General features: G+C 37.4%; 11 protein-coding genes. 5 read left to right on the top strand and 6 right to left on the bottom strand.

All coding sequences use genetic code 11. The features are described from left to right. Positions 1 to 84: 84 nt before the first annotated feature. From V7M80_RS07645 to lepB, 3 genes are all read left to right on the top strand, one after another. Positions 85 to 1,536, top strand: coding sequence for a glyceraldehyde-3-phosphate dehydrogenase (locus tag V7M80_RS07645; RefSeq protein ID WP_333695192.1), 1,452 nt, complete (start codon positions 85 to 87; stop codon positions 1,534 to 1,536). A 147-nt stretch (positions 1,537 to 1,683) separates the two neighbouring features. Continuing rightward, entirely contained in the window at positions 1,684 to 2,049 is a 366-nt protein-coding gene (locus V7M80_RS07640) for a hypothetical protein (protein WP_333695191.1), read from the top strand. A 123-nt stretch (positions 2,050 to 2,172) separates the two neighbouring features. Next, positions 2,173 to 2,850: a signal peptidase I gene (gene lepB / locus V7M80_RS07635; RefSeq protein ID WP_333695190.1), complete on the top strand. Its 678-nt coding sequence runs from the start codon at positions 2,173 to 2,175 to the stop codon at positions 2,848 to 2,850. A 58-nt stretch (positions 2,851 to 2,908) separates the two neighbouring features. On the opposite strand, the gene V7M80_RS07630 is transcribed toward lepB, so the two are convergent. The 5 genes from V7M80_RS07630 to V7M80_RS07610 form a co-directional block, all read right to left on the bottom strand. After that, the gene (locus V7M80_RS07630; RefSeq protein WP_333695189.1) at positions 2,909 to 5,173 is read right to left on the bottom strand and encodes an aconitate hydratase; all 2,265 of its coding nucleotides are present in this window, start codon (positions 5,171 to 5,173) and stop codon (positions 2,909 to 2,911) included. A gap of 313 nt (positions 5,174 to 5,486) precedes the next feature. After that, positions 5,487 to 6,440, bottom strand: a complete 954-nt coding sequence (locus V7M80_RS07625) for an AAA family ATPase (RefSeq protein WP_333695188.1) — start codon at positions 6,438 to 6,440, stop codon at positions 5,487 to 5,489. Positions 6,441 to 6,471: 31 nt separating this feature from the next. Continuing rightward, positions 6,472 to 7,884 (bottom strand): peptidylprolyl isomerase, encoded by a 1,413-nt coding sequence (locus tag V7M80_RS07620; RefSeq protein ID WP_333695187.1) that lies wholly within the window; start codon positions 7,882 to 7,884, stop codon positions 6,472 to 6,474. Continuing rightward, positions 7,868 to 8,719 carry a hypothetical protein gene (locus V7M80_RS07615; RefSeq protein WP_333695186.1) on the bottom strand — a complete coding sequence of 284 codons (852 nt, stop codon included), beginning with the start codon at positions 8,717 to 8,719 and terminating at the stop codon, positions 7,868 to 7,870. Before V7M80_RS07615 ends, V7M80_RS07620 begins: the two co-directional genes overlap by 17 nt. Beyond that, the gene (locus V7M80_RS07610; RefSeq protein ID WP_333695185.1) at positions 8,719 to 10,686 is read right to left on the bottom strand and encodes a peptidylprolyl isomerase; all 1,968 of its coding nucleotides are present in this window, start codon (positions 10,684 to 10,686) and stop codon (positions 8,719 to 8,721) included. Before V7M80_RS07610 ends, V7M80_RS07615 begins: the two co-directional genes overlap by 1 nt. Positions 10,687 to 10,873: 187 nt before the next feature. Here V7M80_RS07610 and V7M80_RS07605 point away from each other — a divergent pair, with 187 nt between their 5' ends. Then, on the top strand, positions 10,874 to 12,463 hold the full coding sequence (locus V7M80_RS07605) for a peptide chain release factor 3 (RefSeq protein WP_333695184.1): 1,590 nt from the start codon (positions 10,874 to 10,876) through the stop codon (positions 12,461 to 12,463). Between the two features lie 55 nt (positions 12,464 to 12,518). Next, on the top strand, positions 12,519 to 13,256 hold the full coding sequence (locus V7M80_RS07600; RefSeq protein ID WP_333695183.1) for a tyrosine-protein phosphatase: 738 nt from the start codon (positions 12,519 to 12,521) through the stop codon (positions 13,254 to 13,256). Here V7M80_RS07600 and V7M80_RS07595 read toward each other — a convergent pair. Continuing rightward, a complete protein-coding gene (locus tag V7M80_RS07595; protein ID WP_333695182.1) occupies positions 13,253 to 15,640 on the bottom strand; it encodes a GumC family protein in 2,388 nt (795 codons plus the stop codon). The two genes, V7M80_RS07600 and V7M80_RS07595, sit on opposite strands and share 4 nt — an antisense overlap.

Here is a 15,640-nt window from a genome sequence, read left to right as displayed (position 1 = left end):
ATTTTTTTAGCAAAAGGGTTTACGAAAACGTTTGAAATATATACTTTTGCACCAAAATAACAACAGCAACTAATTTTTTACATCATGAAGAACAACCCTTCTGTTTACGAAAAAGAACTTTCGTTTCAAGCCGACCGAAGAAGAGCCGGAGTCGAATTTATTAAAATCATAAGCGATTTATGGTATGACAAGTCTATTGAAATGGTCTTATTCCGAAATCAATTGATAGACAAAAACGTTTCCGAAATTTTGAATCTTCATGAATATGCAGGGGAATTTGTGGGAAAACCAATCTCCATTTTTGACTCTGTCGAAATTGCACGCGAAATTTTATCTCTAGATTTACCCCCTTCCAAATTAGATATTGGAAAACTAACCTACGAATACCATCTGGAAGATGACAAATACCACAACACCAAATCGTTTGTCATTGATAAACTCCGAAAAGCCAAAGACTTTGACAGCATTAAACCTAAAGATGTAGTATTGTATGGTTTTGGTAGAATTGGTCGCCTTTTGGCACGAGAACTTATGTCTAAAACCGGTAAAGGAACCCAACTTAGACTAAGAGCCATTGTCACACGCGATAAAAATGATGCAACCATTCTCGAAAAAAGGGCTTCTTTATTGCGATACGACTCGGTACACGGTGATTTCCAAGGTTCAGTAACGGCCGATGCTAAAAATAATGCATTAATTATAAACGGAACTACCGTTCATATCATTTCTGCGAACAGTCCGGAGGAAATTGATTACACAGACTACGGAATAGACGATGCATTAGTAATTGACAATACCGGTGCATTCACTACCGAAGAAGCCTTGAAAAGACATTTAGTATCAAAAGGGGTTTCCAAAGTTTTACTAACAGCTCCCGGCAAAGGAATTCCCAATATAGTTTATGGAGTAAATCACAAAGAGCACCATCCCGATGAAGTTAACATCTTCTCTGCAGCCTCTTGTACAACAAATGCCATAACCCCTATTTTGAAAGCTGTAGAAGATACACTAGGAGTGGTAAAAGGGCATCTGGAAACGATTCACGCTTACACCAACGACCAAAATTTGGTAGACAATATGCACAAAAAATACCGAAGAGGTCGTGCCGCCGGTTTAAATATGGTTATTACAGAAACCGGTGCAGGAAGTGCAGTAGCTAAAGCTCTACCCAGTTTGGCCGGAAAATTAACTTCAAATGCCATACGGGTTCCGGTACCCAATGGGTCATTGGTGGTTTTAAATTTGGAAGTTAGTCGTGAAACCTCGGTAGATGAAATCAACGACATCATGAAAAGATATGCTTTGGAAGGACAATTGGTGGAGCAAATCAAATATTCGCTAAACAACGAATTGGTTTCCTCTGATATCGTTGGCACCAACGCACCTTCAATTTACGATAGCAACGCAACTATAGTATCGGCAGATGGAAAAAATATTGTCCTTTACATTTGGTACGACAACGAATTCGGATACAGCCATCAAGTTATTCGTCTGGCCAAGTATATTGCCAAAGTTAGACGATATGCTTACTATTAATAAATTACAAAAAGGGGTCTTAAAACAGACCTCTTTTTTTTTCAAAAAATTAAAATAAATTTCATTTTTTTCAGTTATTTCATGTAAATTGGCGTTCCCAAAAACAACAGAATTTCACGTGCGTCTGCCGAACATCAAAAAGGATTTATGAAAAAAATAATTTTGCTGTGGGTAGGACTTGGTCTTGCTCATTATGGATTTGCACAAGAAAAAATCACAACCTACAAACACGGCCAAAACGGAATGGAATTGGTTGCCCGATCGGCAACAGGTATGGTTATCGTGAGCACTTTCAATGCTAAAATGAGTTTACGAGCCGAAATAGCACGCAAAATTTACGAACTCTTCAAAGCCCATAAAATCTCTGACAATACCTATATTACCGTTTTAGGTAAAGAAGCCAAAGTTATGGGTACTTGTGTCATTAAAACAAAAAACAACCTCACATCTATTGAGTTTTATTACGACAGAGTTATATGGAATACCGGATTAACTGAGGTTCTTACCAAGTAATTTGACAAGGAATTAAAACACACTTCTTTTTTTAATAAAATAGAAAAATCTACAGCTTCGAGTTGCACAATCAGACTAAAATTTGACTAATTTCGCATCACTAACCCATGAATTCGCATACCCATGAAAAAGTCAATAAAAGTGGCTCTCATCACCTTTCTTACTTTATGTATTATTTTTTTTAGTCTCAACGGTTTAGGTATTATCAAAATATACAAAAACCAAACTCGAGCCAACGAACCCAACATCAAAGCAAACAGTTATTTGTTATTATCCAATTTTGCCAGTCCAAAATCGGGAGATTTTATTAGCTATACGTATGAAGAACCTTTCATCGGTAGCCATACTCGTATTCACAGATTGGTAGCTCAAGAAGGAGACACCCTTCAAATTACCAATGGTATTTTGTATGTGAATTCGAAAAAAGCCGACGAAAACAGAGAACTTGCCTACACCTATGAATTAAGTTTGGAAGAATACAAAGCTTTAAAAGAACCGGAAGCTGTTAAAGAAAAATGGACAACCGATTTTATAGGGGGTATTGTAGTTCGAATGGCAATTCCAGACAAAACAGTAAAAAAACACAAACTTAAAGCCAAACAAGCAATGGAAACCGAAGGCAGTCCGAGTCCTGCCGTAAAAGCCTATTACAAAAAAGATTGGAATGAAGATTTTTTTGGCCCATTTGTAGTTCCCAAGGGAACGGTATTTGTCCTGGGTGACAACCGATCAAATTCAGAAGATTCAAGACATATTGGCCCCATTAAAACAGAAGATATAAAAGGGGTACTCCTTTTTTAATCAAAAAGCTCCTTAGAAAACTAAGGAGCTTTTTTTATAACTAAGATGTAAAAATAAATTAGGCTTTTCCGGCAGCTATCAAATTCAAAGCAGAACCGGCAACAAACCAACCTATTTGACTCTCGTTGTAAGAATGGTTCGCCATGATAATATCCTTAGAACCGTCAGCATGAACAAACTCTAAAGTTAGAGGTTTACCCGGTGCAAATTCGGTTAAATCTAAGAAGTTAATGGTATCGTCCTCTTGGATTTTATCGTAATCTGCCTCTTGGGCAAAAGTTAAAGCCAACATACCTTGTTTCTTCAAATTGGTTTCATGTATACGGGCAAACGATTTCACCAAAACCGCTTTAACTCCCAAGAAACGGGGCTCCATTGCCGCATGCTCACGTGAAGATCCTTCACCGTAGTTATGGTCTCCCACTACTATAGAAGGTATTCCGGCCACTTTATAGGCTCTCTGAACTTTGGGAACTTCTTCATAAGCACCCGTCAATTGATTTTTAACCGAATTGGCTTTGCCATTGAATGCATTTTCAGCACCAATCAACATATTATTGGAAATGTTATCCAAATGACCTCGGAAACGCAACCACGGTCCGGCCATAGAAATATGATCGGTGGTACATTTTCCAAAGGCTTTGATTAACAATTTAGCTCCGGTAATATTGGCTCCATCCCAAGGCTGGAAAGGATCCAGCAATTGCAAACGCTCCGAAGTAGGCGACACCACTACTTGTACAGTAGAACCATCTTCGGCTGGAGCTTGGTATCCGGCATCTTCTACATCAAAACCTCTTTGGGGTAATTCATCTCCGGTTGGAGCAACCAATTGAACTGCTTCACCTTGGTCATTCAATAAAGTATCGGTAATGGGATTGAAATCCAAACGTCCCGATATAGCCAATGCAGCTACCATTTCAGGCGAAGTTACGAAGGCATGTGTATTAGGGTTCCCATCGGCACGCTTAGAGAAATTTCGGTTGAACGAATGTACAATGGTATTTTTTTCTTGCTTATCTGCTCCTTCACGATCCCATTGTCCGATACAAGGTCCGCAAGCATTGGTAAATACTTTAGTTCCCATTTTTTCAAAATCGGCAATGATACCATCTCTTTCAATAGTATAACGGATTTGCTCAGAACCCGGATTGATACCAAATTCAGCCTTAGGAGTTATTCCATGAGCAACGGCTTGTCTTACAATAGACGCGGCTCGAGACATATCTTCATAAGAAGAGTTGGTACAAGAACCAATTAACCCCCACTCTACTTTCAAAGGCCATCCGTTGGCCGCAGCCTCTTCTTTCATTTTAGAAACCGGAGTTCCACGGTCCGGAGTAAACGGTCCGTTGATATGAGGCTCTAATTCTGATAAATTAATTTCAATCAATTGGTCAAAATAAGCTTCCGGGTTGGCATATACTTCCGCATCTGCGGTTAAATAAGAAGCTACTTTATCGGCTGCTTGAACTACATCTTGTCTTCCGGTTGCTGCCAAATAACGACGCATCGAATCATCATACCCAAAAGTAGAAGTTGTTGCACCAATTTCGGCACCCATATTACAAATGGTTCCTTTACCGGTACAAGACATCGCCTCGGCTCCTTCACCAAAATATTCAACTATAGCTCCCGTTCCTCCTTTTACTGTAAGTATATCGGCTACTTTCAAAATTACATCTTTGGGAGCAGTCCAGCCACTTAATTTTCCGGTCAACTTTACACCGATTAATTTTGGAAATTTCAATTCCCAAGCCATACCGGACATTACATCTACCGCATCGGCACCACCAACTCCAATAGCCAACATACCTAATCCCCCGGCATTAACCGTGTGAGAATCGGTCCCTATCATCATCCCACCCGGAAAAGCATAATTCTCCAAAACAATTTGATGAATAATTCCCGAGCCCGGTTTCCAAAAACCTATACCGTACTTATTGGATACCGATGACAAAAAGTCAAACACCTCTTTAGATTGGGTATTGGCTACTTGCAAATCGGTTTTTGCTCCGACTTTAGCCTGAATCAAATGGTCACAATGTACTGTAGTAGGAACGGCAACCTTACTCTTTCCGGCATGCATGAATTGCAACAAAGCCATTTGAGCTGTCGCATCCTGACACGCCACGCGATCGGGAGCAAAATCAACATAATCAACACCTCTTTGGTAAGCTTGCGAAGGCATACCTTCCCACAAGTGAGAATACAATATTTTTTCGGATAACGTAAGTGGACGCCCAACTATAGTGCGAGCCTGATCTACACGCTCGGCTAAGGTAGCATACACTTTTTCAATCATTTCAATATCAAAAGCCATAAATATTTAGGTTTATTTTGTTTGTGTGGCAAAATTACGAAATCGATGTAACATTAGAAAATTATTAGTAAACTATATCAATTGAAGTGCATTTTTTAGACAATTCCCATTTTATGAAAATTTTTTTCAACAAAAACCATTTTTTTAGCCCAAAAATGTAAAATTGCCAAAATTAAGCGTCTAAATTGCCAATTTAGCAAAAAGCCCTTGTTTTGACTCAATCCAAATTATTCCGATTGGGTAAACTCAAACCCGAAAACCTATAAAAAAACGCTCCAAAATGGAACGTTTCTCTGGTATTTTGATTTTTTGATTACAATAAAGTACTAATGATTTTTTCAATGCTTACCCCTTCCGCATCGGCTTTGTAATTTTTTACTACCCGATGACGTAAAATGCCTTCGGCTACAGCTTTCACATCTTCTATATCGGGTGAGAATTTCCCTTTAAATGCGGCATGAGCTTTGGCTGCTAAAATTAAATTTTGCGAAGCTCGAGGACCTGCTCCCCAATCGATGTAATTGCGAATGTAATCGGTAGCCAACGGACTGTCGGGACGCGTTTTGCCTACTAAGGTCACGGCATATTCTATCACATTATCGGCTACCGGAATACGGCGAATTAAATGCTGAATATCTATAATCTCTTCGGCTGTAAACATAGAGTTAATAGTAGTTTTTGAATCGTTGGTTGTACTTTTAACTACTTGAACTTCTTCGTCAAATGTGGGATAATCCAATTTTATCGAAAACATAAAACGATCGAGCTGGGCCTCCGGTAACGGATAGGTTCCTTCTTGTTCTATAGGGTTTTGGGTAGCCAAAACAAAATAAGGCAAACTTAATTTGTAGTTGTGACCGGCAATGGTAACCGCTCGCTCCTGCATGGCCTCTAGTAAAGCGGCCTGAGTTTTGGGTGGTGTTCTATTGATCTCATCGGCCAAAATGATATTGGCAAATAGGGGTCCTTTGATAAATTTAAACTGGCGGTTTTCATCCAAAATTTCGCTTCCTAAAATATCCGAAGGCATCAAATCGGGTGTAAACTGGATGCGTTTGAAGTCCAAGCCCAAAGCTTGAGAAATTGTATTTACCATCAACGTTTTGGCCAGTCCGGGAACGCCTACCAATAAAGCATGACCCCCCGAAAAAATACTTAAAATAATTTGGTCTACAACAACTTCCTGACCAACAATTATTTTGGAAATTTCTTTTTTTAATTCGACTCTTTTTTGAACCAATTGTTCAATGGCTGCTACATCAGACATACGTGTACGGTATTAGGAAAGGTATATGAATTTATTTTTTTAACCAATTGTTGTCATAACTACATTCGCGGTATTGACCGTTGATGCGAATGTAGGTTTCCAATATCTTTTCATTGGTCCACTTAGCCAATTCTTTAAACTGCTTTTCTTTTAAGGCCAAATCTTTAATCTTTGTATAATCTTGAGCATAATCTGCTGTATGCGAATCGATACGATTGGTTACCATCAAAAGTTTGTATCGCTTGGTACCTTTTTGATCTTCATCCAATAGGGCCAGCGATACCTCTTTATCCTTCAAATTGGAAACCTGACTGTATAAGGCCGGATCCATTTTGGTCAATTCAAAACGAGAATCTAACGTTTTAGGATTCAATAATACGCCTCCATTGGCACGGGTTTCTTTTTCATCAGACATACTTCGGGCAGCTTCGGCAAAAGTAATTTCGCCATTGTTTATCTTAGATCGAATCAATTCAGCACGTTCTTTTGCCTCACGTAAAGCCGCATCCGATACTTTGGGTGTCAACAGTATGTGTCGCAACTCCACTTCTTGTCCTCGAATACGCTCTACCATAATAATATGAAAACCAAACTCGGTTTCAAAAGGTTTCGAAATTTCTCCCTCGGCCAAACTGAACGCAACATCTTTGAACTCTTTTACAAAAGGCGTTTTTCGGTTTATTTTGTAATACCCTCCGGAAGAGGCCGAGGCTCTGTCTTGCGTATAAATAACCGCTTTGGTTTTAAAACTGGCTCCGTTTTCTATAACATCCCTACGAATGTCATTCAAACGATCAATAACCGCTTGCTTATCTTCTTTTGATACTTTGGGCTCTACAACAATTTGAGAAACTTCCATCTCGGCACCAAAGGTTGGCAATTCATTTTTAGGTATGTTTTTAAAGAAAGTACGCACCTCCTCCGGTGTAATTTCAACTTTCTCTACAATCTTATTTCGCATTTCAATGGACAACTTGTTTTGTTTCAACACATCAAAAAAGAACGAACGGAAATCTTCCTCATTCTTTTTGTTGTAAAACTTCAACATTTTATCCAACGAACCTATTTGCTCCAAAATAACAGAAATTCGTTCCTCCATCATGGCGTTAATTTCGGCATCTTTCACCACAATAGTACTATCCAATTGAGCTTGATGGGCAAATAATCGCTCTTCCATTAATTTTTCGAGTAACTGACAACGCGTGATGTTTCCAATAGAATTTCCGCCTTGAGAAAGCTCTACATATTCCATGTCTATATCAGAATCCAAAATGATATAACTCCCCACGGTAGCTATAACCCCATCAATTTTTCTACGGTTTGTTTTTAAGGTGGTATCCTTTTTTGGGGCAACAGCGTCTTGAATAATTTCTTGAGCACTCATTGGGAGCGAAATCAAGCATAGAAATACAAAAACAAGACTTTTTTTAGCGGTAAACTTCATATTTATTGTTTTTAATGGCATCATCAGTAATATCCTTCTCGAATTTTTTAATTAAATCTAACTTTCTTTTGTTGAGTAACAACTCTTTTAAGGTGGGTTTTACATAATCATACGGACTGATTTCATTTTTATCTAAAACCGCACTCACTTTAACCAAATAAACATACAAAGAATCCGGATATTGTATACTTTTTCCGGAAACTATATAATTTTCTCTATTTTCAGGGTTGATAAAGGGTAACTTGCGATACACTTGATTCATCTCTACCCAAACACTATCATTCAACGCCGAGCTTTTAAACTGAAGCTGATAGGTTTCCCAAAATTTGGCATCTCCTTTTTTCCTATCAAAAAATTTGGATTTTATAGTTTCAAATTTAGGGTGATCTTTTGGCAAATGTAGGTAACGCAAACGAAGTAAAACACCATTTGTTCTGAAATTTTCTTTATTATCGCTATAATAATTGCGCATCTCCGTTTCAGAAACCAAGGTATCCAACTGATTGGAAACTATTTCTTCCAAATAGGCTTTGGTGTACAAATCGGTTTTGTATTGCAAAACCAAATTATCTATCTCTATTTGTCTCTCTTTTCGAATATTCAATTCGGCCGCTTTGATTAACAACTTTTGAGTTGCCCATCTATCGATGTAACTTTGTACAATGGCTACACTATCTTCTTTAGAAGTTCCCTCCGGAATCAATTCGACAATTTCACTTCGGTACAAATAACTATCCCCTACACGGGCTATGGCCTCGGGTTTCGCCTCTTCTTTAAAATAAGAACACGAACTCAAGACTAATAGGAACAAAACCGATGTGAGTTTTTGAAACATTAGGGTTTGATTTGAGACTTCACTTTTTGAAAAACAGCCGTGTCTATAGATACATTGAATTCTTTTTGAAGCGAGGAGACCCAATGTGACTCCAAATGGTTTTGATAATCATTGATAACTCTTCCTTTACACTCTTCGAACAATTTAGGCCCGGCAGGCTTAATCGCATTTACCATCAAAACATAATAGTAATTTCCTTCTTGAAAAACTTCCTGCAATCCCGTTTTGTTAGGAATTTGCTTAGGCAAAACATCACTTCCTTCTTCATATTCTCCGGCTGTAGCCATAATTTTCACTTGATTCTCGGTATTAAAAGCCAATTTTATAGCATCCGGAGTTTTACCTTGTTTGAGCATTTTATGTGCTTTTTTAGCCACATCGGCTTGAGTAGAAGACAACAAGACCATATCATATCGCTTCTTCCAAACATATTTCATACGGTTTTGCTCGTGAAAACTTTTCAATCCTAGGGTATCGGTTTTCGATTTTTCCCAAATTTCTTTTTCCAACAAATCAAACAACAACAGTCCGTCACGGTATTCGTCCATTACAGCCGCAAATTCCGGAAACTCTTGCTCCAAATTATCGTTGTAATATTGATTCAGTTTTTGGTCGATAAAAGCTTGGTAATGAAAATCTACCAAGGAAGCTATAGGTTTGGTTTTAGTGGGATTTTTTTGTTGAATGTACAAATATTCCAAAAACTCTTGAGCCGAAACCGACTGATTAGCATAGGAAAAAAGAGGGCCGGCAAATTCTGTTTTTACAGCCGGTAATTCCCAACTCCCATCATAATAAGTATCGGGTATTGTCTTTTTGATTTTTGCCAATAACGGAGCTTGGGTTTTAACCGGATATTTGGCTCGTAATTTTTCTTGTAAGGAAGCGGCAATCTTGCGGGAACGCTCGTCTCGACTGATTTTGGTTTCCAATTCAGATTTTGATTCGTCAAACGATTTAAGCGGATGTTTCGAAATTAATTTTACAATGTGCCAACCGAATTGCGTTTGAAACGGCTCTGAAACTTGCTGAGGCTTTTCCAATGAAAAAGCAACGGTTTCAAACATTTCAGAACTCAATTGACCCGACCCGAAACGATTCAAAAGTCCACCTTTTGATGCGGTAGATTTATCTTGTGAAAATTGCTTGGCCAAATCTTCAAATGCTTCTCCTTGTTTGATTTTGGTTGAAATTTCCTGTATCAACTTTTTATTTTTCTGAACCTCATCTTCTCCGCCTTCTTGGGTGTTAAGCAACATAATATGAGCTACGGTTACTTCACCTCGGTTATCCCGAATATCGGTTACCTTAACCAAATGATAGCCAAATCGGGTGCGAACCGGCATAGAAACCGAACCCAACGGAGTGCTGTAAGCCGCATTTTCAAAAGGATAAACCATTCGGAAAGCAGAGAAAAATCCTAAATCGCCGGAATTTTCTTTGGCACTGGGATCTTGGGAATATTTTTGAGCCAAAGCAGCAAAGTCTTCCCCTTTCAAAATACGATTTCGCAATTCAATACAACTGTTGTACACACGCAATGTATCTTGAGGTGTACTGTTCTCGTCTAAATTTAATAAAATATGTGAAGCTCTGATTTCTTTCAACGAACGCTGGTAGCCTTCTTCCAATAAGTCTTGGGTAACCTTAGAATCGGTTATATAATTTTTGGCTAATTGAGTTCGGTAAGAGCGAAGCTCGTTTTGATATTTGGGATTTTCATGCAAACCCAATTCATATGCCTTTTGAATTTTCAATTTATATCCTACAAAAAGTTGCAAATAGTGATCCAAATCTTTTTGCGATTCGTCTTTAACTAAATCCAAATTCTTCTGGTAAACCCGAACAAATTCATCCGTATAAAAAGGCTTACCGTTGATAGTAAACAACACTTCTTTGGATGTTTGTGCAAAACTCAGAAAACTAAAGAACAAAGAAAGGACTACAATATAGGCTAATCTTGGCATAGGCTAAAAAACAGGTTAATATTCAATAGAACAACGCAAGGCCCACTAGACCTAGCAACTCACAAAATTAACAATTCAAAGACATTATACAAGTATAGCCCACACTATTAACAAAAATTTATTAACGAAAATAGTTTGCCCATTTTTGGGCAATAAATACTATTTTTGCACACCCTATACATGAGCTATGAGTTTTACAGAAGAAATTAAAAGAAGACGCACATTTGGTATTATTTCGCATCCCGATGCCGGAAAAACAACACTCACAGAAAAGCTTCTGCTTTTTGGTGGGGCCATTCAAGAAGCCGGTGCCGTAAAAAACAATAAAATCAAAAAAGGAGCTACATCCGATTTTATGGAAATTGAACGCCAAAGAGGTATTTCGGTAGCCACATCGGTTTTGGCTTTTAATTATAAGGATAAAAAAATCAACATATTAGATACTCCGGGACATAAAGATTTTGCCGAAGACACATTCAGAACCCTAACTGCTGTAGATAGCGTTATAGTGGTGATAGATGTAGCCAAAGGGGTGGAAGAACAAACCGAAAAATTGGTTGAAGTTTGTCGCATGCGAAATATCCCTATGATTGTTTTTATAAACAAATTGGATCGTGAAGGAAAAGACGCTTTTGACCTAATGGATGAAGTAGAGAAAAAGCTGAAATTACGAGTAGCTCCTTTGAGCTTTCCTATAGGCATGGGGTATGATTTTCAAGGCATTTACAACCTTTGGGAAAAAAACATCAATATTTTTAGTGGAGACAGTCGAAAAAACATCGAAGACACCATTGCGTTTTCAGACATTCACAATCCCGAATTGGAAAAAATTATTGGTAGCAAAGCCGCAGAAAAACTCAGAGAGGAACTCGAATTAATAGACGAAGTCTACCCACCTTTCTCCAGAGAAGAATATCTGGAAGGAACGCTACAACCGGTTTTTTTCGGATCGGCTTTAAACAATTTTGGCGTTCGTGAATTATTGGATTGTTTTATTGAAATTGCTCCTTCTCCACGAGCCAAAGATTCTGATTCCAGAACCGTAGAACCCACTGAAACCAAAATGTCGGGATTTGTATTTAAAATCCACGCCAATATGGACCCCAAACACCGCGACCGTTTGGCCTTTGTTAAAATTGTATCGGGTACTTTTGAAAGAAACAAACCCTACACACACGTGAGATTAAACAAAGCTCTAAAATTTTCGAGCCCCAATGCTTTTTTTGCAGAGCGTAAAGAAATTGTAGACATTTCGTATCCCGGCGATATTGTAGGACTACACGATACCGGAAACTTTAAAATTGGAGATACTCTCACAGAAGGTGAACTCATGAGCTTCAAAGGAATACCCAGTTTTTCGCCGGAACATTTCAGATACATCAATAATGCCGATCCGCTCAAATCCAAACAACTCGAAAAAGGAGTAGACCAACTTATGGATGAAGGCGTTGCACAGCTTTTTACATTGGAAATGAACAACCGTAAAGTAATTGGTACGGTAGGGGCTCTGCAATATGAAGTAATTCAGTACCGCTTGGAACACGAATACGGAGCCAAATGCAACTATGAAAACTTTCCGGCACACAAAGCCTGTTGGGTAAAACCGGAAGATCCCAAAAACAGTGAATTTGCCGAATTTAAGCGAATCAAACAAAAGTTCTTAGCTCATGACAAATACGGTCAATTGGTTTTCTTAGCCGATTCTGAGTTTACCATTCAAATGACGCAAAGTAAATTTCCAACGGTGAAACTATTTTTTACCTCAGAAATGGATTAAAAAAGGGTTTTAACTATCTTTACTCTAATTTGTTAGCTAATTCCAAAACACTGCTTTGATTTTTTTCAAGAAAAAAAAACCTTCACTAGCCTCATTCATACCGGATGAATTTGCGGATATCCATTCGCATATCCTTCCGGGATTAGACGATGGTTCTAAATCTTTTGCCGAGACCGTTGAGCTTATTCACACCATGAAAACTTTAGGTTTTGGACCCATTACCACAACCCCACATGTTATTGCAAATCTATGGAATAACACGCCGGAAAAAATCAATGAGGTAACCGAAAAAGTAAAACAGCACTTGAACGAAATTAACCTAACAATCCCTTTACATACTGCCGCAGAATACATGATGGATGCTTCTTTTTTTCAAAACATTCATTCCGAAAAACTTTTAACTGTAAAAGATTTTTACGTTTTGGTAGAAATGTCCTATTTAGCTCCACCGGCACAATTGTACGATCTAATTTATGAAGTTCAAGTAGCCGGTTACAAACCCATATTAGCCCACCCAGAACGCTATTTGTTTTACTATTCACGCTTTGAAGAATATAAAAAGCTGAAAAAAGCAGGCTGCCTTTTTCAGCTAAATTTACTATCCACAACCGGATATTATGGAGAAATCGTTTCAAAACAGGCTCAAAAACTTCTCGAAAACGACTTCATTGATTTTGTTGGTTCTGATATCCATCATCAAAAACATGCCCAAGCTTTTTACAACCCTATAACTATCAAGGCCATCGAACCTCTTGAGCTAGCATTTCAAAACAACCAATTATTTAAATTCTAACGTTTAAACCATCTTTTGTACCAAGGCTCAGCAGACTTATCTAATTCTACACCATAACCATAGCCATAGCCATAACCATAGCCATAGCCATAGCCGTAGCCATAACCGTAGGTTTTTTGAGGATCGGTACCGTTCAAAATTAAGGCCATATTGGGTAACTTATTTTCTTTATGTAAGGCTTTCGGAATTACCAACGAATGCTTTTTAAGGTAGTTAGCCCTGACAATATAGATAAAAACATCAGCAAACCTACTAACCAATAATGTATCGGTAACTAAACTAACCGGAGCTGTATCAACTACGATATAGTCATATTGGCTTTTGAGAGTTTCAAACAACTCTGCAATTTTTCCTGTATTCAATAATTCGGCAGGATTTGGGGGGATAATTCCGGATGGCATTACCCAAAAATCTTTTGAACCAGGTTGTTTATGAATAATGTCAGACACAGCCAATTTATCACTTGAAAGGTAATTACTCAAACCAATATTGTTATCGATAGAAATGTATTCAGAAATTTTGGGGTGTCTTAAATCCATTCCAATAAGTAATACTTTTTTACCGTATAGAGCCAAAGTACTAGCAATATTTACAGCAATAAACGTTTTTCCTTCTTTTGGGATAGTAGAGGTAACGAAGATTGTTTTGGCTTGATTGTGAGTTGTATTGGCCAACATGAAATCTAAATTGGTCAACAGAATACGGAACGACTCTGCTGTACTTGATCTACTATCAGATGTCATCACTTCGTCACTCGACTCAGACAAAGGGATATCACCCAAAAAGGGTAAGTTTAGGTATTTTTCAAGATCGTTTCTCGAATGTATTTTAGTATCAAGAAGTTGGATAATATAAATAATAGATAGCGGTATAAACAAGCCAATGAATAAGGCTATTAGATAAATATTTGACTTATTTGGAGCCACCACTCCAATAGAATAAGCCGCATCAATCACCTTGGCTTTGGGTGAAGTAACAGCTAAGGAAATGGCCGTTTCTTCTTGTTTTTGTCTTAAATACAAATACAAAGCCTCTTTAATGTTTTGTTGTCTATCTATGGTTCTGTATTTCCGGTCTAAAGTGGGTACTTGGGTTACTTTTGAATTGTATTTGGACTCTTGCATTTGCAATTGGCCTTTTTCAATGAGTAAAGAGTTTTTTAAATTTTTTAAACTCTCTTTTATATTGGATTTATAACCTAATATTTGTTGGTCAAAAGTAGCTACAGAAGGATGATTTGGGGAAACATTTTTTAAAAATCTCAAACGTTCAAGAACCAAAACATTATGCTCATTAATTAAGGTTGCCGAGCCACCACTTGGGATAATATTTGAAGGAATGGTTTGATCTAATGAGGAATTGGCAATTGAATTAAGCATAAATTCAATCACTTTAAGTTCCTTACCATTCTCTACAATTGCTTTTTCATATTCTGATGATGTTGATAAATTTAAACCGGCATCTGAAGTTAAGTCTGTTAATCTATTTTCTTTCTTAAAACGTTCAGCATACCGTTCAACGGTATCAAGTTCTCCTGTGATTATACCGAGTCTTTCATCAATAAAATCTTGAGTATTTTTGGCAATAAGATTTTTGTCGGCCAATGCATCTTGATTGAACTTTAAAACAACGGTATTTAGAAAATCAATTCCCTTTTGAGGCAAAGGGTCAACTACAGATAATTGAATTATACTGGTTTGATCTCCCATTTGTGCTACTTTAAGATTTCCTTGGTAGGAGGCCGCAACAGCATTAATAGGTGCTATTTTTATAATTATAGTATTGTCGTTTTTGGCGTGTTTGGCTGTTTTTACAACCCTCATTTTACCCAATTTGGTCTCAAAAAAAGAACCAAACTTATATTTTTTAACATTTTCCTTGTTGGCATCGGCCAATTCAAAAAAGTCTTGATCAATTGGACTGTAGTAAAAAGTAGCATTTGAATTCACAAATGCTGAACTGTCTTTTTCAAACTCAATATTTATGGGAGAATTATGGTAAAGCTCGGGAGTTATAATTCTTCCTTCAGCAAAAAACGAAACATTAAAACGAAGTTCTTTGATAATATTTTGAGATAAAGTTCTGGATTTTAAGATTTGGATTTCATTTTCCAAATTACTTTTTTTAACCCCTAAAACTCCCAAATCACTAAAGGCGTCTAACTCTGAAGCTCCTCCTTTTTTATCATCTTTAATGAGTATTGTGGTAGTTAGTCCGTATTGTGTTATTTGATATCTCAAATAAATATAGGCAATTGACAAACATAAGAAAACACTTAAAACAAACCATTTCCAATTTTTGAGATATCGAAAGATTTGTTCAGATAAATTTATTTTGGAATCAATGATTTCCGAAGTTTCTTTAATAGGATTACTATTTTGCAT

It is taken from the genome of Flavobacterium sp., assembly GCF_036759525.1.
In the GTDB taxonomy this organism is placed as follows: domain Bacteria; phylum Bacteroidota; class Bacteroidia; order Flavobacteriales; family Flavobacteriaceae; genus Flavobacterium.
Note: the sequence above shows the minus strand (reverse complement) of the source record. Positions and strands in the feature narration are given on the sequence as shown.

Excerpts from the sequence above, each read along its gene's own strand:
- V7M80_RS07630 (WP_333695189.1), bottom strand. The coding sequence starts at position 5,173 with ATGGCTTTTGATATTGAAATGATTGAAAAAGTGTATGCTACCTTAGCC.
- V7M80_RS07625 (WP_333695188.1), bottom strand. The coding sequence starts at position 6,440 with ATGTCTGATGTAGCAGCCATTGAACAATTGGTTCAAAAAAGAGTCGAA.
- V7M80_RS07645 (WP_333695192.1), top strand. The coding sequence starts at position 85 with ATGAAGAACAACCCTTCTGTTTACGAAAAAGAACTTTCGTTTCAAGCC.
- lepB (WP_333695190.1), top strand. The coding sequence starts at position 2,173 with ATGAAAAAGTCAATAAAAGTGGCTCTCATCACCTTTCTTACTTTATGT.
- V7M80_RS07610 (WP_333695185.1), bottom strand. The coding sequence starts at position 10,686 with ATGCCAAGATTAGCCTATATTGTAGTCCTTTCTTTGTTCTTTAGTTTT.
- V7M80_RS07605 (WP_333695184.1), top strand. The coding sequence starts at position 10,874 with ATGAGTTTTACAGAAGAAATTAAAAGAAGACGCACATTTGGTATTATT.
- V7M80_RS07620 (WP_333695187.1), bottom strand. The coding sequence starts at position 7,884 with ATGAAGTTTACCGCTAAAAAAAGTCTTGTTTTTGTATTTCTATGCTTG.
- V7M80_RS07615 (WP_333695186.1), bottom strand. The coding sequence starts at position 8,719 with ATGTTTCAAAAACTCACATCGGTTTTGTTCCTATTAGTCTTGAGTTCG.
- V7M80_RS07595 (WP_333695182.1), bottom strand. The coding sequence starts at position 15,640 with ATGCAAAATAGTAATCCTATTAAAGAAACTTCGGAAATCATTGATTCC.
- V7M80_RS07640 (WP_333695191.1), top strand. The coding sequence starts at position 1,684 with ATGAAAAAAATAATTTTGCTGTGGGTAGGACTTGGTCTTGCTCATTAT.